18 protein-coding genes are annotated in these 22,221 nt (G+C 68.5%); 11 read left to right on the top strand and 7 right to left on the bottom strand.

The genetic code is table 11. The features are described from left to right. The first annotated feature begins 59 nt into the window (after positions 1 to 59). Positions 60 to 965 (top strand): AraC family transcriptional regulator, encoded by a 906-nt coding sequence (locus ABB28_RS06560; RefSeq protein ID WP_057507877.1) that lies wholly within the window; start codon positions 60 to 62, stop codon positions 963 to 965. A gap of 58 nt (positions 966 to 1,023) precedes the next feature. Further along, positions 1,024 to 3,267: a DNA topoisomerase IV subunit A gene (gene parC, locus ABB28_RS06555; protein WP_057507876.1), complete on the top strand. Its 2,244-nt coding sequence runs from the start codon at positions 1,024 to 1,026 to the stop codon at positions 3,265 to 3,267. 118 nt (positions 3,268 to 3,385) lie between these two features. On the opposite strand, the gene bfr is transcribed toward parC, so the two are convergent. Continuing rightward, complete coding sequence (gene bfr / locus ABB28_RS06550) at positions 3,386 to 3,874, bottom strand: bacterioferritin (RefSeq protein ID WP_057507875.1); 489 nt, start codon at positions 3,872 to 3,874, stop codon at positions 3,386 to 3,388. 152 nt (positions 3,875 to 4,026) lie between these two features. On the opposite strand from bfr, the gene ABB28_RS06545 reads away from it, so the two are divergent. Continuing rightward, the gene (locus tag ABB28_RS06545) at positions 4,027 to 6,336 is read left to right on the top strand and encodes a penicillin acylase family protein (protein WP_057507874.1); all 2,310 of its coding nucleotides are present in this window, start codon (positions 4,027 to 4,029) and stop codon (positions 6,334 to 6,336) included. 28 nt (positions 6,337 to 6,364) lie between these two features. Here the strand turns inward: ABB28_RS06545 and asnB are convergent, their stop codons facing one another. After that, positions 6,365 to 8,056, bottom strand: coding sequence for an asparagine synthase B (gene asnB, locus ABB28_RS06540; protein WP_057507873.1), 1,692 nt, complete (start codon positions 8,054 to 8,056; stop codon positions 6,365 to 6,367). Between the two features lie 363 nt (positions 8,057 to 8,419). Here asnB and ABB28_RS06535 point away from each other — a divergent pair, with 363 nt between their 5' ends. Both ABB28_RS06535 and ABB28_RS06530 read left to right on the top strand, forming a co-directional pair. After that, entirely contained in the window at positions 8,420 to 9,313 is an 894-nt protein-coding gene (locus ABB28_RS06535; protein ID WP_057507872.1) for a tetratricopeptide repeat protein, read from the top strand. Between the two features lie 82 nt (positions 9,314 to 9,395). Next, positions 9,396 to 10,079 (top strand): pentapeptide repeat-containing protein, encoded by a 684-nt coding sequence (locus tag ABB28_RS06530; protein WP_057507871.1) that lies wholly within the window; start codon positions 9,396 to 9,398, stop codon positions 10,077 to 10,079. A gap of 93 nt (positions 10,080 to 10,172) precedes the next feature. Here ABB28_RS06530 and dapE read toward each other — a convergent pair whose 3' ends face one another. From dapE to map, 5 genes are read right to left on the bottom strand one after another with little or no spacing between them, the layout of a single operon-like run. Next, positions 10,173 to 11,300: a succinyl-diaminopimelate desuccinylase gene (gene dapE / locus ABB28_RS06525; protein ID WP_057507870.1), complete on the bottom strand. Its 1,128-nt coding sequence runs from the start codon at positions 11,298 to 11,300 to the stop codon at positions 10,173 to 10,175. Beyond that, positions 11,297 to 11,659, bottom strand: coding sequence for a Spx/MgsR family RNA polymerase-binding regulatory protein (locus ABB28_RS06520; protein WP_057507869.1), 363 nt, complete (start codon positions 11,657 to 11,659; stop codon positions 11,297 to 11,299). The genes dapE and ABB28_RS06520 overlap by 4 nt, the downstream gene beginning before the upstream one ends. A 5-nt stretch (positions 11,660 to 11,664) precedes the next feature. Beyond that, positions 11,665 to 12,723, bottom strand: a complete 1,059-nt coding sequence (gene dapD / locus ABB28_RS06515) for a 2,3,4,5-tetrahydropyridine-2,6-dicarboxylate N-succinyltransferase (protein ID WP_057507868.1) — start codon at positions 12,721 to 12,723, stop codon at positions 11,665 to 11,667. Continuing rightward, positions 12,723 to 15,359, bottom strand: coding sequence for a [protein-PII] uridylyltransferase (locus ABB28_RS06510; protein ID WP_057507867.1), 2,637 nt, complete (start codon positions 15,357 to 15,359; stop codon positions 12,723 to 12,725). Before ABB28_RS06510 ends, dapD begins: the two co-directional genes overlap by 1 nt. Before the next feature lie 2 nt (positions 15,360 to 15,361). Beyond that, positions 15,362 to 16,138: a type I methionyl aminopeptidase gene (map, locus tag ABB28_RS06505; RefSeq protein WP_042613845.1), complete on the bottom strand. Its 777-nt coding sequence runs from the start codon at positions 16,136 to 16,138 to the stop codon at positions 15,362 to 15,364. Between the two features lie 223 nt (positions 16,139 to 16,361). Here map and ABB28_RS06500 point away from each other — a divergent pair, with 223 nt between their 5' ends. From ABB28_RS06500 to ABB28_RS06475, 6 genes are all read left to right on the top strand, one after another. After that, on the top strand, positions 16,362 to 16,904 hold the full coding sequence (locus ABB28_RS06500) for a Csu type fimbrial protein (protein ID WP_057507866.1): 543 nt from the start codon (positions 16,362 to 16,364) through the stop codon (positions 16,902 to 16,904). A gap of 14 nt (positions 16,905 to 16,918) precedes the next feature. Further along, entirely contained in the window at positions 16,919 to 17,656 is a 738-nt protein-coding gene (locus ABB28_RS06495; protein WP_057507865.1) for a fimbrial biogenesis chaperone, read from the top strand. Positions 17,657 to 17,663: 7 nt separating this feature from the next. Next, the gene (locus ABB28_RS06490; RefSeq protein ID WP_057507864.1) at positions 17,664 to 20,018 is read left to right on the top strand and encodes a fimbria/pilus outer membrane usher protein; all 2,355 of its coding nucleotides are present in this window, start codon (positions 17,664 to 17,666) and stop codon (positions 20,016 to 20,018) included. Beyond that, complete coding sequence (locus ABB28_RS06485) at positions 20,015 to 21,049, top strand: Csu type fimbrial protein (RefSeq protein WP_057507863.1); 1,035 nt, start codon at positions 20,015 to 20,017, stop codon at positions 21,047 to 21,049. The genes ABB28_RS06490 and ABB28_RS06485 overlap by 4 nt, the downstream gene beginning before the upstream one ends. A 114-nt stretch (positions 21,050 to 21,163) precedes the next feature. Continuing rightward, complete coding sequence (locus ABB28_RS06480; protein WP_057507862.1) at positions 21,164 to 21,412, top strand: hypothetical protein; 249 nt, start codon at positions 21,164 to 21,166, stop codon at positions 21,410 to 21,412. Beyond that, entirely contained in the window at positions 21,412 to 22,119 is a 708-nt protein-coding gene (locus ABB28_RS06475) for a fimbrial biogenesis chaperone (RefSeq protein WP_057507861.1), read from the top strand. Before ABB28_RS06480 ends, ABB28_RS06475 begins: the two co-directional genes overlap by 1 nt. Positions 22,120 to 22,221: the final 102 nt, after the last annotated feature.

Raw genomic sequence — 22,221 nt, 5'->3', positions numbered from 1 at the left:
ATCGCGAAGGTGGCTACCTTAACGGGCGTCCGGAGTGGCCGGGTAGTACAATCCAGCCAATGAATGACAGTTTCCAGCCAATGCCGCCGGCCCATGTGCGCCAAGGTCCAGATACCGAAGCCGCCAGACAGCTGCTGCGTGACAGCGCGTTGGAGTGGTTCGAACGCGAGGACGGGCTGCCGGTAGTGGGCTTCCGCATCGACAGCCCGACCGGGCTGGCCAACGAGGTGGATTGGCATACCCACGGCCGTGCCCAGCTGATCTGCGTGGAAAGCGGCCTGCTGACCACCCGCACCCGCCACGGTACCTGGTCGCTGGCGCCCGGATCGGCCGGCTGGATGCCCGCCGCCGAACCGCACACGGTGGCCATCGATGGGCCCCTGCGCGGCTGGGGCATGGTGCTGGCGCCGGCGCTGTGCCATGACCTGCCCGCCGACCCCTGCGTGATCGGCATTTCTCCGTTGCTGCAGGCCGTGGCGCTGCGGGTCTGCGACTGGCCGATCGCCGATGCGGCCAGCGCCCGCCAGCAGCACCTGATCGAGGTGCTGCTGGACGAAATCCGCGCCGCCCCGCGCCAGCGCATGCACCTGCCGATGCCGCGCGACCGGCGCCTGCTGAAGATCGCCTCGCAGCTGCTGGCCGAACCGGCCGATGACCGCAGCCTGGCGCAGTGGGCGGCGTGGGCGGGCCTGTCGACCCGTTCGCTGACCCGCCATTTCCGCGAGGAGACCACGCTCAGCTTCGCCCACTGGCGCCAGCAGGCGCGGTTGGCCGAGGCGCTGCGCCAGCTCAGCGAAGGCCGCGCGGTGTCCGATATCGCCCACGCACTGGGCTTCAGCAGCTCCAGCGCCTTCGTCACCGTGTTCCGCCGCCACTTCGGGGTACCACCGGGACGCTACCTGGCGCGCGCCGGGCGCGGACTGGATCCGCCGCGTGGCTTGGCTTCTCCGGCCGCATCCGGATAATCAACGCATTGCGAGGGCGACGGCCGTCGCCGCCTCCGAACACAGGTAACAACCCCGCATGACCGATCTTGCCCGCCCCGTCTTCCACGGCTTCGAACAACTGCCGCTGCGCGAGTATGCCGAGCGCGCCTACCTCGACTACTCGATGTACGTCGTGCTGGACCGTGCGCTGCCGTTCCTCGGCGACGGCCTCAAGCCGGTGCAGCGCCGCATCATCTATGCGATGAGCGAGCTGGGACTGAACGCCGCCTCCAAGCCGAAGAAGTCCGCCCGCACCGTCGGCGACGTCATCGGTAAATACCACCCGCATGGTGACAGTGCCTGCTACGAAGCACTGGTGCTGATGGCGCAGCCGTTTTCGTACCGCTATCCGCTGATCGAAGGCCAGGGCAACTTCGGTTCCAGCGACGACCCGAAATCCTTCGCGGCGATGCGTTACACCGAATCCAAGCTGACCCCGATCGCCGAAGTGCTGTTGGGCGAACTGGGCCACGGCACCACCGACTGGACGCCGAACTTCGACGGCACCCTGCAGGAGCCGACCTGGATGCCGGCGCGGCTGCCGCACCTGCTGCTCAACGGCACCACCGGCATTGCCGTGGGCATGGCCACCGACGTGCCGCCGCACAACCTCAACGAGATCGTCAGCGCCCTGCTGCACCTGCTGGAAGATCCCGATGCCAGCGTGCGCGACCTGTGCGAACACGTGAAAGGTCCGGATTATCCGTCCAACGCGGAGATCATCACCCCGGCCGCCGACCTGCTGCACATGTACGAAACCGGCCATGGCAGCGTGCGTGCGCGCGCGACCTTCCTCAAGGAAAACGGCAACGTGGTGGTCAACGCCCTGCCCTTCCAGGTTTCGCCGTCGAAGGTGATCGAACAGATCGCCGCGCAGATGCGCGCCAAGAAGCTGCCGTGGATCGAGGACGTGCGCGATGAATCCGACCACGCCAATCCGGTGCGGGTGGTGCTGGTGCCGCGCTCCAACCGGGTCGACGCCGACCAGCTGATGGGCCACCTGTTCGCCACCACGGACATGGAACGCAGCTACCGGGTCAACCTCAACGTGATCGGCCTGGATGGGCGCCCGCAGGTCAAGAACCTCAAGACCCTGCTGAGCGAATGGCTGGCCTTCCGCAGCAGCACCGTGACCCGCCGCCTGCAGCATCGCCTGCAGAAGGTGGAGCGTCGCCTGCACCTGTTGGAAGGCCTGCTGGTCGCCTTCCTCAACCTGGACGAGGTGATCCACATCATCCGTACCGAAGACGAGCCGAAAGCCGCGCTGATCGCGCGCTTCGGCCTGTCCGACGACCAGGCCGAGTACATCCTGGAAACCAAGCTGAAGCAGCTGGCGCGCCTGGAAGAGATGAAGATCCGCGGCGAGCAGGACGAGCTGGCCAAGGAACGCGACAAGATCCTCGGCATCCTGGACAGCAAGGCCAAGCTGAAGAAGCTGATCAAGGACGAACTGACCGCCGATGCGAAGAAGTTCGGCGATGCCCGTCGTTCGCCGCTGGTGCAGCGCACGGCCGCCCAGGCCATCGACGAAACCGAGCTGGTGCCCAGCGAGCCGATGACCGTGGTGCTGTCGGAGAAGGGGTGGATCCGTGCGGCCAAGGGCCACGACGTGGATGCGTCGTCGATGAATTACCGCGACGGCGACAGCATGCTGGCTTCGGTGCGTGCACGCAGCACCCAGCAGGTCGCCTTCCTGGACAGCGAGGGCCGCGCGTACTCCACGCCGGTGCACACCCTGCCGTCGGCACGTGGCAACGGTGAACCGCTGACCGGCCGCTTCTCGCCGGCGCCCGGCACCAGCTTCGTCACCCTCGCCAGCGCCGAACCGAACGGCCGCTTCGTGCTGGCCTCCACCCACGGCTATGGCTTCGTGACCCGCTTCGAGAACCTGATCGGCCGCAACAAGGCCGGCAAGGCGATGCTCAACCTGGCATCGGGCTCTTCGGTGCTGCAGCCGGCGCTGGTGGCCAACGTGGACACCGACCGCATCGTGGCGGTGACCAGTTCGGGCAACCTGCTGGCGATCGCCGCCAGTGACCTGCCGGAACTGGACAAGGGCAAGGGCAACAAGATCATCGAGATCCCCAAGGCCAAGCTGGCCACCGAGCGGGTGGTGGCGGTGGTGGCGATCAGCCCCGGCCAGACCCTGCAGGTACGCAGCGGCCAGCGCACCATGGGCCTGAAGTTCAGCGAGCTGGACGCCTACCTGGGTTCGCGCGCCACGCGTGGACACCTTCTGCCGCGCGGTTGGCAGAAGGTGGAAGGACTTTCGGTGGACTGAGCGAGGTAGCGCCGGGCCCTGCCCGGCGCCACCCACCCTCCGCGATCGGACAAAAAAAAGCCGGGGAAATCCCCGGCTTTTTCGTTGCTGGCTGGCGCGAAGCTGGCTGGCTGCGAGGTCAGTGCGCGGCAGCGCCCTTGCCGTCGATCTTGCTCAGCTGGTAGAGCTCCAGGCCGATGCGCTGGATCAGGCCCAGCTGCTGCTCCAGCCACCAGGCATGGTCTTCTTCGGTGTCCTTCAGCTGCACCAGCAGCATGTCACGGCTGACATAGTCCCCGTTGGCTTCGCACAGCTTCATGCCGGCGGCCAGGTTGTTGCGCACCAGATACTCGGTGTCCAGGTCCTTGCGCAGCATCTCTTCCACGGTCTTGCCGGGTTCGAAGGCATGCGCGCGCATGTCCGGGTCTCCGCCCAGGAACAGGATCCGGCGTAGCAGCGCATCGGCGTGCTGGGTTTCTTCTTCCATTTCGTGGTTCAGGCGTTCGTACAGCGCGAACAGGCCCTGGTCCTCGTAGCGGCGGGAATGGATGAAGTACTGGTCGCGGGCGGCAAGCTCGCCGCGCAGCAGTTCTTTCAGGCAGGCGATGACGTCCGGATTGCCTTTCATGGGGGATGCTCCTTTGACTCGATGGCGCCATGGTGCCCTATCCGGAAATCCCGTGATCTAATCGGAATCAATCGCAGTCGCGTCACGTCTGCGATCTGCCACACCGGCTGGCTAGACTCGTCCCACCCTCCTCTCCTGCAAGGAAGCGTCCCATGCGTCGATGGTTGATGCGGCTGTTCTGGCTGCTGCTGGTACTGGCCCTGGGACTCGGCCTGGCCGGGTGGTGGCTGCTGCGCGGAAGCCTTGCGCCGCTGGATGGCGAGCAGGTCCTGGGCGGACTGCAGGCCCCGGTGACCGTCAGCCGCGACCGCCTGGGCGTGGTCACCATCGAAGGCGCCAGCGAGCGCGATGTGATGCGCGCGCTGGGCCAGGTGCATGCGCAGGAACGCGGGTTCGAGATGGACCTGATGCGCCGCAGTGCCGCTGGCGAGCTGTCGGTGCTGTTCGGCCCGGCCGCGCTGGAGGCGGACAAGCGGATGCGCGTGCATCGCCTGCGCCATCGCGCGTCACGGGAACCGGTGAGCGCCGAACTGCAGGCTTACGTGGAGGGCGTGAATGAAGGCATCGCCCGCCTGCGCGTGCGCCCCTGGCCGTACCTGCTGCTGCGCCAGCAGCCTGCGCCGTGGCAGGCCAGCGACAGCCTGCTGACCGGCTATGCGATGTATGCCGACCTGCAGGATCCAGGCAACCAGAGCGAGTTGGCATACAGCCGCCTGCGTGCGGTGGTGCCGCCAGCGCTGTATGCGCTGCTGAGCCACGATGGCAGCAGTTGGGATGCGCCGCTGATGGGCGGGCCGCGGGGCGATGCACGGCTGCCCGCCGCCGATGTGCTGGACCTGCGTGGCCAGCCTGCCGCGCCTGCCGCTGCCGTGGCAGATACGGATGTCAAAGGCAGCAACAACTTCGCCGTGGGCGCGGCGCTGACCGCCGATGGCCGCGCGATCCTGGCCGACGACATGCACCTGGGCCTGCGCGCGCCGAACATCTGGTTCCGCGTGCGCCTGCGCTACCCGGATCCGCAGGCCCCCGGCGGAAAAGTCGACGTGAGTGGATTTTCGCTCCCCGGCCTGCCGGCGATCATCGTCGGCAGCAACGGATACGTAGCGTGGGGGTTCACCAACAGCTACATCGACACTGCCGATTTCCGGCCGGTGCCAGCCGGTACCAAGCTGGCCGAGTACCACGAAAAGATCGAGGTGGCTGGTGCCCCGCCGGTGGATTTCATCGTGCGCGAAAGCGCATGGGGTCCGCTGCTGCACCAGCGCGCTGATGGCAGCGGCGATGCGCTGCGCTGGGTTGCCCACCAACCCGGTGCGGTCAGCCTGGCGCTGACCGGACTGGCACGCGTGGCCGACATCGACCAGGCATTGCAGGTTGCCGACCACACCCGCATCCCGGCGCAGAACCTGCTCCTGGCCGACCGCAACGGACGCATCGGCTGGCGGGTGCTGGGGGCGCGCCCGGACCGTGCCGCCGGCTGCGCGCCCACCGACATGCGCACCACTGCGGCCGATGGGTGCCCGGCATGGGGAATCCGCAGTGATGCGGCGCCCTCGCTGGTTGATCCACCCAGCCACCGCCTGTGGACGGCCAACGGCCGTGTCATGGACGGCGAGGCACTGGCCGTGGCCGGTGACGGGGGCTACGACCTCGGCGCGCGCGGGGCACAGATCCGCGATGCGCTGCAGGCCAGCGAACGTTTCAGCGAAGCGGGCCTGCTGGCGATCCAGCTGGATGACCGCGCGCTGTTCCTGCAACGCTGGTGGCAACTGCTGCGCCAGGTAGTGGTGGGCTCCAATGATCCGCAACTGCAGCGGCTGGAGGTCGTCACGCGCACCTGGGACGGCCATGCTTCGGTGGACTCGGTGAGCTACCGGGTGGTGCGCGGCTTCCGCGGGATGCTGCTGGACGAGGTCTCCGGCGCGATGCTGGCACCGGCCAGACAGACGCTGGGCGATGACTGGCTGGAGCCGCGGCTGGCGCAGTTCGAAAGCGTGCTGTGGCCGCTGGTCACCCAGCGCCCGGCGCACCTGCTGCCGCCTGGCCACGCAAGCTGGGACGCGCTGCTGGCCGACACGGCCAAGCGCCTGGAAGCGGACCTGGGCGCGCAGGGACCACTGGCCGAACGCAGCTGGGGCGAGCGCAATACCGCCGCGATCTGCCACCCGATCAGCCGTGCCCTGCCGGCCATCGCCAGACGCTGGCTGTGCATGCCGGCCGAGCCGCTGCCCGGTGACAACAACATGCCGCGCGTGCAGGGACCGGGCTTCGGCGCTTCGCAGCGGATGGTGGTGTCCCCCGGCCACGAAGACCAGGGCATCATCCATATGCCGGGTGGCCAGAGCGGCCACCCGTTGTCCCCGTTCTGGGCGGCCGGACACGAAGATCATGTGCACGGGCGGCCGACCCCGTTCCTGCCGGGCCCCAGCCAGCACACGCTGACCCTGCGGCCTGCGCGCTGACTTCCCCGCCTGGCGGGCTAGCCGTGCATTACGCCAGTGCGGCTTCGTGCACGCCGGCGATCGCCCGGCCGGACGGGTCCGCCGCAGCGGCGAAGCTGGCATCCCAGGCAATCGCCGCCGGTGACGAACAGGCGATCGACTTGCCGCCGGGCACCGTTTCCGCCGCCGCATGGCTGGGGAAGTACTGCTCGAACACGTGGCGGTAGTAGTACGCCTCCTTGGTCTGCGGCGGGTTGTGCGGGAAGCGCTTGTCGGCGGCAGCCAGCACACGGTCGCTGACCTGCGCTTCGGCGTGTGCCTTCAGCCCGTCGATCCAGCCGTAGCCCACGCCATCGCTGAACTGCTCCTTCTGGCGCCACAGGATGCTCTCCGGCAGGTAGCCTTCGAACGCCGCACGCAGCACGCCCTTCTCCACCCGGCGGCCACCGGAGGCTTCGCTGCCGACCATCTTGTGCGCGGCATCGAAGCGCATCGCCACGTCCAGGAACTCACGGTCCAGGAACGGGACGCGTGGCTCCACGCCCCAGGCCATCATCGACTTGTTGGCGCGCAGGCAGTCGTAGTTGTGCAGCGCATCCAGCTTGCGCACCAGCTCGCTGTGGAACTCACGTGCATCCGGCGCCTTGTGGAAGTACAGGTAGCCACCGAAGATCTCGTCGCTGCCCTCGCCGGACAGCACCATCTTCACGCCCATCGCCTTGATCCGGCGCGCCAGCAGGAACATCGGGGTGGAGGCGCGGATGGTGGTGACGTCGTAGGTCTCGATGTGGCGGATCACCTCCGGCAGCACGTCCAGGCCTTCTTCGAAGGTGTATTCGAAGCCATGGTGCACCGTACCCAGCGCCTCGGCGGCAATGGCGGCGGCGGCGAGATCAGGCGAGCCCTTCAGGCCGATGGCGAAGGAATGCAGCCGCGGCCACCACGCCTCGCTCTCACCACCGTCTTCGATGCGTCGGCGCGCATAGCGTGCGGCCACCGCGGCCACCAGCGAGGAATCCAGGCCACCGGACAGCAGCACGCCGTAAGGCACATCGCTCATCAGCTGGCGCTCCACCGCGCGCTCGAACGCTTCGCGCAGTTCGGCCAGGTCCACCGGCTTGCCCTGCACCGCGTCGTACTCGCGCCAGGACTGCTGGTAGTAACGCACCAGCGCGCCGGTTGCGCTGTCGTAGTAATGGCCCGGCGGGAACTGCGCGGCATCGGCGCAGGTATCCACCAACGCCTTCAATTCGGAGGCCACGCGCAGGCGCCCCTGCGCATCGTGGCCCCAGTACAGCGGCACCACGCCGATCGGATCACGCGCCACCAGCACCCGCCCAGCCGCCTTGTCCCACAACGCAAAGGCGAAGATGCCGTTGAGCCGTTCCAGCCACTGCGACGGTTCACCCTGGCGGTACAGCGCGTTGATCACCTCGCAATCCGAGCCGGTCTGGAACGCGTACGGCTGGTCCAACCCGGCCTTCAGCTGCTGGTGGTTGTAGATCTCGCCGTTGACCGCCAGCGCCAGGCCGCCATCTTCGGACAGCAGCGGCTGCGAGCCACCGGCGGGATCGACGATGGCCAACCGCTCATGCACCAGCAGCGCGCCGTCGTCCAGGTAGACACCGCTCCAGTCCGGGCCGCGGTGGCGCTGGCGCTGCGAGGATTCCAATGCGTGGCGGCGCAGCGCGGGGAGGTCATCGCCGGCCTGCAGGCCGAATATTCCGAAGATCGAACACATGGGGGGAAGCTCCTGTTTGGGGTCTATACGTGGCGGGGGTGTTCGACCGGCCAGCCTGGCCCGGGAGGTTTCCCGGGCACAAAAAAAACCCGCATCGGTCGATGCGGGTTTTCTGGTGTCCGGGTGTGTAGTGTCCTATCTACCCAGGGCGCAGTCCCGCATCGGCCGCGCACGATTATTCGCGCGCAGGTTATTGCGGTTGGTATTGCCGACGGCGGTGGCGGGGAGCAGGGACATGGATCGACCGTAACCGGGTTCCGGCGGCGGCGCAACTGTTGCGATGGCAACCGTTCCTGCGTGCGCGTTCAGCCGCCACGCGGTCGGCGTCGCGGATAATCTCCCGCCCCCTGCAGGACTTCACGGATGATTCCCTTCCCCCGCCGCGCGCTGTTGCACGCGCTGGCACTGCTCGCGCTGGCCGGTTGTGCCAGCACGCCGACCCGCCCACCCAGCGACACCGAGCGCGATGCCCTCGCTGCGGCCGCCGATGGCCGTTTCGACTCGGCGCTGCGCGTGGCCCGGATGTACCAGGGCTGGAATGATCCGCGCGCGCTGGACTGGTATGCGCGCGCGGCCGCGACGACCCCGCGCACGCACCACAGCACCAGTGCGGAGGAAACGCTCGGCACGCTGTACGCGCGCGGCCGCCTGGACAGCAGCGACGAACCTCAGAAGCCCGCCGACGTGGTCATGAAGGCATCACCGCGCAAGGCGTTCCACTGGTTCCAGAGCGCGGCCTACCACGGCTCGCCCTATGCAATGCACGACCTGGAGCGCTGGTACGAGGGTCGCGGCGACATGACCGGCGCGCTGCGCTGGCGGCTGCGTTCGGCGGTGTACCTGCGTGAACTGTACAAACTGAAGCCGCTGCGCGAGGCGACCAGCGGCTCGGCAGCGCACGGCCAGCCGATCGCTCCCGGCCCGTCACCCAACCCGGTCATCGCCGGCATCCAGCGCCGCGCCGCGCGCGGCGACGCCGAGGCCCAGGTCGACCTAGGCGCACTGCATGAAGCCGGCATCGGCGTGGTGCAGGACAAGGCCGAAGCATTGCGCTGGTACGCACGTGCTGGCAACCAGGGCAACGTGTATGGCCAGTACCTGGCCGGGCTGGCCGTCGGCCGCGGTGGCGATGGACTGGCCAAGGACGTGGAGGCAGCGGCGGCATGGTTCGCCCAGGCCGAGGCACAGGGTTTCTACATGGCAGCCGAATCCTACTGGCGCGAGGCGATCGCACCGCCGTTCTGGACCTTCGAGTAAGCGCGTAGCAGGCAACGTTGTACACACTCCGGCGCAATGCTCAAGACTACTGCGTGCGCTGCCCATCACCCAGAATGGCGGCATGAAAACCCCCATCTTCCGTGCTGAAATCCTCACCCGGGAACGCATGCAGGCGATCATCGCCGCGCATCCACGCGCGGCGATCTTCGAAGGCTGCACGTTCGACCACGGCGACTTTTCGCGGCTGGACATGGACGGATTCCAGTTCATCCAGTGCTCGCTGGCGGGGGCGAACTGGTTGGCGGCGTCGCTGGAGGAAAGCCAGTGGAGCAAGTGCCGTGGCGCGGCGTGCGACTTCAGCTCGGCCCTGCTGAGTGACTCGCGCTTTTCGCACTGTGATCTCAACAACAGCCACTGGCGGCGCGCCACGTTGTCCTCGGTGCAGTTCCAGGATTGCAAGCTGACCGGGGCCCACCTGCAGGAGGCAGGTGGGTGGGCGTTGGAGTTCCGCGACTGCCTGCTGGTCAGCGCCGACCTGCGCGGCCTGTCGTTCCGCAAAGCGCAGTTGCACGGCCTTGATTTCTCCGACGCGGAACTGTCCGGCTGCGACTTCCGCGATGCCGTGTTCAACGGCGGCAGCCTGCGCAATGCGCAGACCCGGCTCACCCGTTTCGACGGTGCCGACCTGCGCGGCACCGACATCAGCGGGCTCAACGTGATGGATGCCAAGCTGTTCCGGAAGGCGGTGATTTCGCAGCGCCAGGCCGCCGCGGCGCTGGCCGCGTTCGGCCTGGTGGTGGCCTAGGCGCTATCGGCGGCAGCGCCGAGCCATGCTCGGCGAGATGCATCCGCGCGCCCGTTGCAAGGAGCCGCCGAGCATCGCCCGGGGCGACCCACCTCACGCCAACAGGCGTTCAATCAGCCGCTGGTACAGCGCCGGCAGCTGCTCCAGGTCGTCCACGCGCACGTTCTCGTCCACCTGGTGGATGCTGGCGTTGACCGGTCCTACTTCGATGCACTGCGCGCCCAGCGGCGCGATGAACCGCGCATCCGAGGTCCCGCCACCGGTGCTTTCTTCCGGCGGCGCACCGGCGAATTCGCCCAGCACCTCACGCGCCACCCGGCGCAGCGTGCCTTCCGGGGTATGGAACGGCTCACCGCTGCGATGCCATTTGACGGTGTATTCCAGCCCGTGCCGGTCTAGCAGCGCAGCGATCTCCGTCTCCAGCTTGTCTGCGTTCCAATGCGGGTTGTAGCGCAGGTTGAAGTCCACCTGCAGCTGGCCGGGAATCACGTTGTTGGCACCCGTTCCCGCATGCACGTTGGACACCTGCAGGCTGGTCGGCGGGAAGCTTTCAAAGCCCTCGTCCCAGCGCCGGGCCGTCAGCTCGGCCAATGCAGGCGCGGCCTGGTGGATCGGGTTGCGCGCCTTGTCCGGATAAGCGACATGGCCCTGCACGCCCTGCACCAGCAGCCGCGCGGACAGGCTGCCGCGCCGACCGACCCGCAACAGGTCACCCAGCCGCGCAGTCGATGACGGTTCGCCGGTGATGCACCAATCGATACGCTCGCCACGTTCGGCGAACAGCCGCGCGACATGACGCACCCCGTCGATCGCATCGCCTTCTTCGTCGCTGGTCAGCAGCACCGCCAGCGTGCCCGGATGCTCCGGGTGCGCGGCAACGAACTGCTCGGCCGCCACCACGAAGGCGGCCACGCTGCCCTTCATGTCGGCCGCCCCGCGGCCGTACAGCACGCCATCACGCACGGTCGGCACGAACGGATCGCTGGCCCAGTCCGCCACCGGCCCGGTCGGCACCACATCGGTGTGGCCGAGCAGTACCAGTACCGGTCCGCCGCTGCCGTGGGTGGCCCACAGGTTGTCGACCTCGCCCAGCCGCAGGTGCTCGCACTGGAAGCCAGCGGCCTGCAGCCGCGTGGCCAGCAGCTGCTGGCAGCCCGCGTCGTCGGGGGTGACCGACGGCCGTGCGATCAGGTCGCAGGCCAGGTCGAGCACCGCACTCACGCGCCCACTCCGAAGCGCTGCTTGAAGCCATTGTCCGAAAAGCCCTGGCTGACCGTGCCATCGTCGGTCACCACCAGCGGCCGCTTGATCAGCTGCGGGTACTCGCGCAGCAGCAGCTTCCATTCGGCATCCGAACCGGCCGCCTTGCGGTTGTCCGGCAGTTGCCGCCACGTGGTGGAGGATTTATTGACCAGCGCGGGGAAGCCACCGGCCTGGCTGGCCCAGTCGACCAAGGTCTCAGGCGACGGCTTGTTCTCGCGGTAGTCGACGAAGGTATACGGCACCTCGAAACGGTCCAGCCACTTGGTGGCCTTCCTGCAGGTATCGCAGTTCTTCAATCCATGCACGGTGGTGGTCATCGCGGTCAGTCAGCCAGGCCGCGCAGCAGGTCGTTGACGCTGGTCTTGCTGCGGGTACGCGCGTCGACCTGCTTGACGATCACCGCGCAGTACAGCGAATGGGTGCCGTCGGCCGAAGGCAGCGAACCGGACACCACCACGCTGTACGGCGGGATGTAGCCGTAGCTGATCTCGCCGGTGGCACGGTTGTAGATGCGGGTGCTCTGGCTGAGGAACACGCCCATGCCGATCACGCTGTGATGGCCGACGACAACGCCTTCCACCACTTCCGAACGCGCGCCGATGAAGCAATGGTCTTCGATGATGGTCGGGCTGGCCTGCAGCGGCTCCAGCACGCCACCGATGCCGGCACCGCCGGACAGATGGCAGTGCTGGCCGATCTGCGCGCACGATCCCACCGTGGCCCAGGTATCGACCATGGTGCCTTCGCCGACGTAGGCGCCGATGTTGGTGAAGCTCGGCATCAGCACCACGTCCTTGCCGAAATACGTGCCGCGACGCGCGATCGCACCCGGCACCACGCGCACGCCGGCGCGGCGGAACTTCGCTTCGTCATGGCCGGCGAAGCGCGATTCGACCTTGTCCCAGAACGGCGCCGGGCGCGCATCGACCACCGCCATGTCGTTGACGCGGAAGTACAGCAGCACGGCCTTCTTCAACCATTCGTTGACCTTCCAGCCGCCGTGCCCGTCCGGCTCGGCGACGCGGAATTCGCCGCTTTCCAGCCCATCGATGACCCGGCCGACCAGCGGCTTGGTGGAACCTTCCAGCTCATGCAGGGTGAGCGTGGCACGGCGCTCGAAGGCGCTCTCGATGCCGAACTTCAGCTCTTCCACGCCCACGGCGGGCGGCTTGCGCAGCGACTTGCGCGCGATGTTTTCCGCGCGTGCCTTCTCCGCCGGGACCTTCTTCGCAACGGCAGGCTTGGCCGCCGCCTTTTTCACCGTCTGCTTGACGGCCACAGTCTTGCCGGCGGTGCTCTTCTTGGTTGCCACGGTCTTGGCAGCGGCGCTCTGACCAGCCTTCGGCTGTTGTGAAGCTTTCTTGGTCGGCTTGGTGGCCATCAGTGGGTATCTCCGGTGTTTCGGTCTGGGTCCAGGCAGGACAGCATGGCGTCCTGCAGCTGCTGCCTGGCGGTTTCATCCAGGGGAAGGTCGTGTTCGTCAGTGATCACGAAAGTGTCTTCGGCGCGCTCGCCGAAGGTGGCGATGCGCGCGTCATGCACGCGCAGTCGCTGGTTGCGCAGCACGTGCGCCACATCGGCCAGCAGGCCGGGGCGGTCGGGCGCGACCAAGCTGAAACGGGTGCCGGCGGCATCGCCCGCTTCGTCGCGGAACTCGATGCGCGGAGCGAAGCGGAAGTGCCGCAGCTGGCGCGGGATCGCACGCCGAGAAGGACGCAACCGCGACAGGTCGCCGGACAGCGCCTCGCGCAGGGCGGCCTCAAGCCGCAGCGGGTCGCCGTCGGCGAAGCTGTCGGCCGGATTCACTTCGAACGTATCGAAGATGGTGTCGGAAGGTCCATCCAGCACGCGCGCACGGTGGATGCCGTAGCCCTTGCGGTCCAGCGTCATCACGATCGCGGCGAACAGGCCATCGCGGTCGGGCGAATGCACGAACACTTCCAGCGCCGGGTCGTCCGGGCTGATCGGGCGCACTTTCACCAGGGTGTGGCCCTGGCGGACCGGCACCAGGGCACCGGCCTGCCACGCCAGCTGCTCCGGGCGCAGGCGGATGAAACCTTCATCGGGCATCACCGCGAACTGGCGGTTGATCGTGGCATCGTCATAGCCCTGCTCGCGCACCAGCTGGCGCACGTACTCACGCGCCTCGATCACCCGCTCGGCGGCCGGCAGCGGCGGCTCCAGGCCTTCGCGCAGCGCGCGGCGGGTGGCGAAATAGAGGTCGGCAAGCAGCCGGTCCTTCCATGCATTCCACAACTTCGGGCTGGTGCCGGCGATATCGGCGCAGGTCAGCAGGTACAGGTAATCCAGCCGTTCGCGGCTGGCCACCAGCGTGGCGAAGCGATGGATGACCGCCGGATCGGAGATGTCCTGCTTCTGCGCGGTCACCGACATGCGCAGGTGCTGCTCGACCAGCCAGGCCACCAGATCGGTGTCGGCAAGGCTCATTTCCAGGGTCTGGCAGAATTCCCGCGCGTCCACCGCGCCGAGCTCGGAATGGTCGCCACCGCGCCCCTTGGCGATGTCATGGAACAGCCCGGCAAGCAGCAGCAGTTCGGGCTTGCGCAGGCGCGGCCATACCTCATGGGCGATCGAGAAACGTTCAGCGGCCTTGCTGCTGGAAAACTCGCCCATGTTCCGCAGCACCATCATCGTGTGCTGGTCCACCGTATAGACATGGAACAGGTCGAACTGCATCCGCCCGCTGACCTGGGCGAAGGCCGGGATCCACTGGCCGAGCACGCCCAGCCGCGCCATCCGTGACAGGGTATCGACCGGCCGCGGCTGGCGCAGCAGCGAAAGGAACTGCTGCCGCGTGTGTGGCCAGGCGTGCTGGTAATCCGGCAGTTGCGGCAGCGCTTCGGCCAGTGCGCGCGCAGTGAGCGAATGCAGGCCGCGCACCTGGCTGTTGTTGGCCCAGCTGGAGAACAGCGCGAACACTTCGCCGATGTCCCCGCGTGGCCAGTCCGCATCGTTGGCGGCCAGGTAACCGCGGCGCAGCGAGAAGCCGACCGTCAGCGGTTCGGGCACCGCTTCGCCATCGAACTGTTCCTCGAAGCGCTGCAGCAGCCGGTCGCTGATCCGCCGCACCACCGATGCGGCGCGGTAGAAGCCCTGCATCATTTTTTCGACGCCCAGGCTTTCCACATCGTCTTCGAACCCCAGCCGCGCGGCCAGGGTCTTCTGGTAGTCGAAGCGCAGCCGCTCTTCAGGGCGGCCGGCCACCAGATGCAGTCCGTAGCGCAGCCCTGCCAGCACCCCACGCTCGCGCTGCAGGGCCACTGCCTCGTCCGCGCCGAGGTGGCCGAGGCCGACCAGCGCCTCCAGCTCGCTCACGCCGAAGGCGCGCAGCGCCATCCAGCCCAGCGTATTGAGGTCACGCAGCCCGCCGGGGCCGTCTTTCAGGTCCGGCTCCAGGTTGTCGGCGGTATCGCCGAAGCGGGCATGCCGCGTGCGCAGTTCGTCCAGCTTGGCGAGGAAGAAGGCACGCGGCGGCCACAGCGCGCCATCGTCGATGGTCTGGCGCAGCGCGCGGCGCGCGCCTTCGGCGGCGACCAGCGGACGCGCTTCGATCAGCGCGGTCAGCACGGTCTGGTCGGCGGCGGCGTCGCGGCATTGCTGCAGCGAGCGTACTGCATGGCTGACCGGCAGGCCGCAATCCCACAGCAGCGCGAACAGGCGCGACAGCCCGGCTTCGGCGGCGTGCTGGGCCGACGTTTCGCCCAGCACCAGCACGTCGATGTCCGAATGCGGGAACAGCTCCCCGCGCCCGTACCCGCCCACCGCAAACAGCGAAAGTGCCTGCCCGGCCGGCATGCAGCGCTGCCAGGCGAGGCGGATCAGATGATCGGCGGCGCGCGCGCGCAGCGCCAGCAGGCGTTCGATCCGATCGCCCTGGTCGAAGCGGCGGTGCAGGCGCGCATCGGCCTGCTGCAGCGCCTGGCGCGCCGCGGCAGCCCATTCGGCATCGGGCACCGACGAAGCCGGCGTGTCCAGCAACGAACCCGCCGGCAGCATCGTCAAGCGACCTGCGATTCGCCCGGCGACAGGGTCAGCACGTCCACGCCGGTCTCGGTGACCGCGATCATGTGCTCCCACTGCGCCGACAACTTGCGATCCTTGGTGACCACGGTCCAGCCGTCCGGCAGCACCTTGTTGTAGCGGGTGCCCTCGTTGATCATCGGTTCGATGGTGAAGGTCATGCCCGGCTGCAGCACCAGGCCCTGCCCCGGGCGGCCGTAATGCACCACCTGCGGCTCATCGTGGTAGACCTTGCCGATGCCATGGCCGCAATACTCGCGCACCACGCTGAAGCGCTCGCTTTCGGCGTAGCTCTGGATGGCATGGCCGATATCGCCCAGCGTGGCGCCCGGCTTGACCGCACGGATGCCGCGCCACATGGCTTCATAGGTCGCATCGACCAGGCGCTTGGCCATCACCGACGGCGTGCCCACGTAGTACATGCGGCTGGTGTCGCCGTGCCAGCCATCCTTGATCACGGTGACGTCGATGTTGACGATGTCGCCGTCCTTGAGCACCTTGGCCTCGCTGGGGATGCCATGGCAGATCACGTTGTTGACCGAGGTGCATACGCTCTTGGGGAAGCCGCGATAGCCGACGTTGGCCGGGATCGTCTTCTGCACGTTGACGATGTGGTCGTGGCAGATGCGGTCCAGCTCTTCGGTGGTGACACCGGGCTTGACGAAGGGCGTGACGATGTCCAGCACTTCGCTGGCCAGCCGCCCGGCCTCGCGCATCAACTCGATTTCCTGGGGGGTTTTCAGATTTACGCTCATGCCCGCCATTATCGCCGATCCGGGCCCGATGCTGAACGGGTCCGTTGCATCTGCGACAGCCGGGGTTGAGGGTCCGACGCGGAGCGGGCAACGAAAAGTGTGACGGCCGTCGGCCACCCGTCACCCTCCGACCACGGTTTTGCGCTTATAAACGTCATGTAGCAACGCGTTCGACTGCATCGTTTCGGTTCAGGACCCTGAAGGGTCCAAGGAGATCCCGCCCATGCGCTCTTCACGTAGTTCTCGCCGTCTTGCCCTCAGTGGCCTGACCCTCTGCCTGGCCTTCGCGGCCGCCCCTGCCTTCGCGCAGAACAGCGTGACCTTCAACGTCCGCATCGCCATCACCACCTCCTGCACGATCGCCGCCGCCGCGCCGACCGACGTCGATTTCGGTACGGTCGCGTCGACCGCCACCGCCCCGGTACTGGCGCAGGGCACCATCACCGCCCAGTGCTCGGCACTGACCCCCTACTCCATCGCGCTCAACGCAGGCAGCAATGCCGCGACCGCCGGTGACGTGACCACGCGCCGGATGCGGCATACCGATGCGGCGGTGACCACCAACAACTTCGTCGGCTACCAGCTGTACCAGGACGCCGGACGCACCAACGTATGGGGCGCGACCACCGCCACCAACACCGTGGCAGCGGTGGGCAACGGCACTCCGCAGCCCTACAACGTCTACGGCCGGGTACTCAATCCCAGCGTGAACAACGCAGCCGCCGGTTCCTACCTGGATACGGTCACCGCCACGATCACCTACTGAAGAGGGTGACCGTGATGACCCCGACCAAGCGCCGATGGGCATCCATCGGCCTGCTGGCTCTGTGCGCGCCGATGTTTCCTGCCGCCGCCATCGCCGCCAGCCTCCAGGTAGCGCCGACCCGGCTGGAACTGCGCCCCGCGCAGACCAGCGAGGCCCTCTGGCTGACCAACACCGGCACCGCGCCGATGAAAGTGCAGATCCGAGTGTTCGGCTGGCAGCAGGCCGATGGCGAGGACCAACTGGTGGAAACCCAGGACATCCAGCCCAGTCCACCGGTACATGACCTCGCTGCGGGCCAGCAGCAGCTGGTACGCCTGGTGCGCATGGCACCGGCCGAAAGCGCCGCCCAGCAGGCCTACCGGGTGGTGGTGGACGAACTGCCGCGGCTGGACCCGGATGCGCGCGGCATGCAGTTCGTGCTGCGCTACTCGGTGCCATTGTTCCTGCAACCGGCCGATGCCGATGGCCTGAAGCCGCGGCTGGCCGCCCGCGCGCTGCCGATGCCCGACGGCACCCCCGGCCTGGAGGTGCGCAACGAAGGCGATGGCTATGCGCAGTTGGCCGACGTCGCCATCGGCGACCCGCAGCGCCCACGCATCCTGCGCCCCGGGCTGGTCGGCTACGTTCTGCCTGGCCAGGTGATGCACTGGAATCTGGACACCGCGTCGTTGCCCGAGGCGCCCACGTTCTCGGCGAAGATCAATGGCGAACCGGCACAGACCGCGCTGCCCGCGACGCCACCGGCTCGCTGAGGCGGCCGTGCGCATCCTGCTCGGGCTCGTGCCGATCAGCGCCCAGGCGGCGGACGTGGTCGCCGCCGGCGCGATGCCCGATGCGATGCTGCCACCGCCGACTCCGCTTACTGCCAGCCAGTCGCTGTACCTGGAAGTCACCCTGAACCAGGCGCCGCGCGGGCTGTTGCCCTTCATCGACCAGCACGGCCGCCTGCAGGCCTTGCCCCAGGTGCTGCGCCAGCTGGGCTTCCCTGCCCGGGGCGAGGCGCCGGTCTACCTGGACCAGCTGGTCGGCGTGCAGGTGCGCTACGACGCCCGCGTGCAGACCCTGGCCATCGATGCCCCGCTGGACCAGTTGGACCTGCCCACCGCCTCCATCGGCGCCCGGGCCAACGACATCCCCCGTGCCAGCGCCTCGCCCGGCGTACTGCTCAACTACGACCTGTACGCCACCCATGTCGAAGACCAGTCCAGCCTGGCCCTCACCTCGGAACTGCGGGTGTTCGGCGTCGGCCGCGGCACGCTGTCCAACCTCTCGCTGCAGCGCCGCTTCCAGGACGGCGATGCGCGCCGCTGGCGCAGCGAAAGCGTGCGCCTGGATACACGCTGGACGCTGGATTTCCCGGAACAGGCGGTCAGCCTTGAGGTCGGCGATTTCTACAGCGGCTTCCTGGACTGGAGCCGACCGGTGCGGATGGGCGGCATCCAGGTAGGGCGCAACTACGGCCTGCAACCCTATCGCGTGTTGTCACCGACGCCGAGCTTCCTCGGCCAGGCCGTGGTGCCTTCGAACGTGGAGCTGTACGTGGACGGGCTGCGCCAGTACAGCGGTGAGGTCCCGGTGGGGCCGTTCCAGCTGGCCACCCAGCCCGGGATCAGCGGCACCGGCACCGCGCAGGTGGTGATCACCGATGCGTTCGGCCGCAGCCGCACGGTGGATTTCGACTTCTACGGCACCCAGCAGCTGCTGGCACGCGGGCTGACCGACTGGTCGGTGGGCGTGGGGCGACTGCGCGAAGACTACGGCGTGCGCTCGTTCGCCTACGACGACCGCACCCTGGTCAGCGCCACCTGGCGCCACGGCGTCACTGACCGGTTCACGGCCGAAGCCCACGCCGAAGCCGGTGGCGGCCTGCACCAGGCCGGCTTCGGCGGCGGCTGGCTGGCGGGCCGCGCGGGCGTGCTGACCGCCGCCTATGCACGCAGCCAGTACGGCGATCTGCAGGGCGGCCAGTATTCGGTCGGCTACAACTGGAACAACCGCCGGTTCAACGTGAACCTGCTGAGCCGACGCAGCCACGGCGACTACCGCGACCTGGGCGCCCTGCAGGACAGCCTGCCGCCAGACATCACCGAACAGGCCACCTTCGGGGTCAGCCTGGAGCGCTTCGGCGCGGTCAGTGCCAGTTACCTGCGGCTGCGCCAACCGGATGGGCAGGACGACCGCTATGCCAGCCTGTTCTGGTCGCGCAGCTTCGCCCAGCGTTGGTCGGCGTATGTATCGGCCAACCAGAACCTGGGCGACAGCAGCGACCGCAGCGTCTACGTTTCGCTCGCCGCCACCCTGGGCAACAACCGCCAGGCCAGCGTGGCCGTACAACGCAACGGCGGCGAACAGCTGTACAGCGTGGACGTGTCACAGCCGGTACCGGGCGACGGCGGCGGCAATGGCATGGGCTGGCGGGTGCAGGCCCGGCAGGGCGACCGCGGCACCGGCGGCCTGGCGGAGGCCGGCTGGCTGACCCCTACCGGGCGCTATTCGGTGGGCGCGGTGCACGAGGGCGACAGCACCTACGGTTATGCCAACGCCGGCGGCGCACTGGTGTGGATGGGCGGCCACGTGTTTGCCGCGCGCGAAGTCAACGATGCGTTCGCGGTGGTGTCCACCGGCGGCATCGCCGGGGTGCCGGTACGCCTGGAAAACCGGGAAATCGGCGTCACCGACCGCAACGGCCTGTTGCTGGTCAGTCCGCTGCTTTCCTGGCAGCGCAACCGGCTGTCGATCGACACCATGGGGCTGCCGGCCGACATCGCCGCCGAGCGGGTCGACGATTGGGTCACGCCCAGCCAGGGTGCCGGGCTTGGGGTCAGCTTCGGCCTGCGTCGCAGCCGTGCCGTGCAGTTCGTAGCGCAGGACCGCGCCGGCGTCGCCTTGCCGGTCGGCAGCGTGGTCCGCTTCGGACAGCAGGGTGAAGCGCTGGTCGGCTATGACGGTGCGGTGTACCTCCAGGACCTGCCCGCCGATGGCCGCTTGCAGGTGACCACGCCGGAGGGCCCGTGCCAACTGCAGGTCAGCCCGCCGCCGGTGACCGCCAGCGGCGCGATCCCGCGCCTGGGCCCGGTGACCTGCACGCCGCTGCCAGCGCAGGAGACCCGATGATCCGTGCATGGGCGGCCGGGCTGCTGGTGCTGCTGGTGCTGCTGGCCTGGCCTGGCGCTGCACGCGCGGATACCACCTGCACCGCCACCGCGTCGGCGGTGGCCTTTGGCAACATCACCAACATGGCCGCGTCGGCCACGCCGGCCAACATGGGCGTGACCATCACCTGCACCACCGGCGGGTTGACCCTGCTGGCCAACGTGCGGGTGCGCCTGTGCGTGGGCATCGGCAGCGGCAGCGCCTCCACCGCGGTGCTGCCGACCCGGCAGATGACCAACGCCACTGCAGACCCGCTGGCGTTCCAGCTGTACACCGATGCCGCCCGCCAGGTGCCCTGGGGGCTGCTGCAGGCTGGCTCGCCGCCCGCGCAGGACCTGCAGCTGAGCTACGCCGCGCCATTGCTGGGCGGCAGCGGCAGCATCACCACCACGGTCTACGGGCAGGTCCCGGCCAACCAGACACTGGCCACCGGCAGCTACAGCAGCGCCTTCACTACCGGCAACGTGACCCTGACCTACGCCTACAACGAGGTGCTGCTCGGGACCCCGACCATGCCGGGCAGCTGCACCGACGCCGTCGCCACCAATCGCAAGAGCGCCAGCAACGCCTTCCCGTTCACCGCCACCGCCACCGTGCTGCCGCAGTGCGGCAGCTACCTGGTGACCGACATGGAGTTCGGCACGGCCGCAGGACGGATCGCCACGCCGATCAACCAGACCGCCCAGCTGACCCTGACCTGCGTGCGCCGTACCGCCTTCAACGTGTCGTTGGATAATGGACTGTATGCCTCCGGCAGCACCCGACGCATGCGCCATGCGACGACCACCACGGCGTTCATTCCGTATGAGCTGTACCGCGACAGCGCGCGGTTGCAGCGCTGGGGCAACACCGTGGGCACCGACGTGGTGGCCGGCACCGGCACCGGCGTGGCGCAACAGGTCACCATCTACGGGCGCGCTCCCGCCACCACCGGTGCCCTGCCGGTGGCCGGCAACTACGCCGACCGGATCACCGTGACCATCACCTACTGACCGCGACGTGCAGGGGTTCCCCGTTAAAGCCGGCAGGCACGCAGCCGATAAGGGCTGAAGTGCAGCGCAGGGGACGACGGGATGGCAACGCGACGGGGGTACAGGGCACCGGCCATGGCGGCCTGCCTGCTGCTGGCCGGCGGCGCGCATGCCGCGACCGAAGGCCAACCGCTGCGCCTGCGGCTGGTGATCGTGGAAAGCTGCCAGGACGGCCCGCTGCCTGCAGGCGCGGCGGACGCTGCCGCACGCTGCGGCGCTCCGCACCAGCGCAGCGAGCCGGCCCGCCTGCCCGAACAGCTGCGCCAGCTGGCCCCTGACACCGACGCCACGGAAGGCAGCAGCGCACCCCTGATGGTGTTCTGATGCCTGCGGCAGGCCCACTGCGAGGACGACGGACGCTGGCCCTGCTGCTGGCCGGCTGCGCCGGCGCCAGCCAGGCACTGGAGCTGCGCCCGACCACGCTGCAGCTGCAACCGGGCCAGACCCAGGCCGAACTGTGGCTGGTCAACGACCAGCCCTCGCCCTGGCAGGGTCGCATCCTCGTCCATCAGTGGGACCAGTCCAGCGGCCGTGACCGGTTGCGGCCCACTACCGCCATCGTCGCCAGTCCGGCCCTTCCGCACCTGCCTGCCGGCGCCCGCCAGCGGGTCCGGCTGGTACTGCCGGCGGCCCTGCACGCGCCGGGCGAACAGGCGTTCCGGGTGCTGATCGAGCCGTCCGACCCCCGCCTGCCGCGTTATTCATTGCCGCTGTTCATTTCGCCACAACGCACCGTGGCCAGCGCGTTGTCGGCGCAGCTGGGCGCGCGCGGCGCCACGCCCTGCCTGCGACTGCACAACCCCGGCAGCCACCGCGCGCGCCTGCAGGACCTGGCCTTCGTTGCTGCTGGCGGCGCGCGGCAGCTCCTGCAGCCCGGCCTGTCCGGCTATGTACTGCCCGGCGCCACGGTATGCTGGGGGCTGCCCGAGCGTGCCGATGGCTACGCGGGCGGCCGTTTCCAGGCCCGCCGCGACGGCACGGCAGCCGAAGACCTGGGGCCGATTGCAGCCGGCGCCAGCGCCGGTCTATAATCCCCGGATTACCTGCCGCATCCTGCGCGGGAAATCGTCCACACCGGACGTCACCGGTGAATCCACACCCATCGTCCCGATCCGTGCCGGGGTGCCCCGCAA

It is taken from the genome of Stenotrophomonas chelatiphaga (assembly GCF_001431535.1).
Classification (GTDB): Bacteria; Pseudomonadota; Gammaproteobacteria; order Xanthomonadales; family Xanthomonadaceae; genus Stenotrophomonas; species Stenotrophomonas chelatiphaga.
This window is presented reverse-complemented; position numbering and strand designations above follow the sequence as displayed.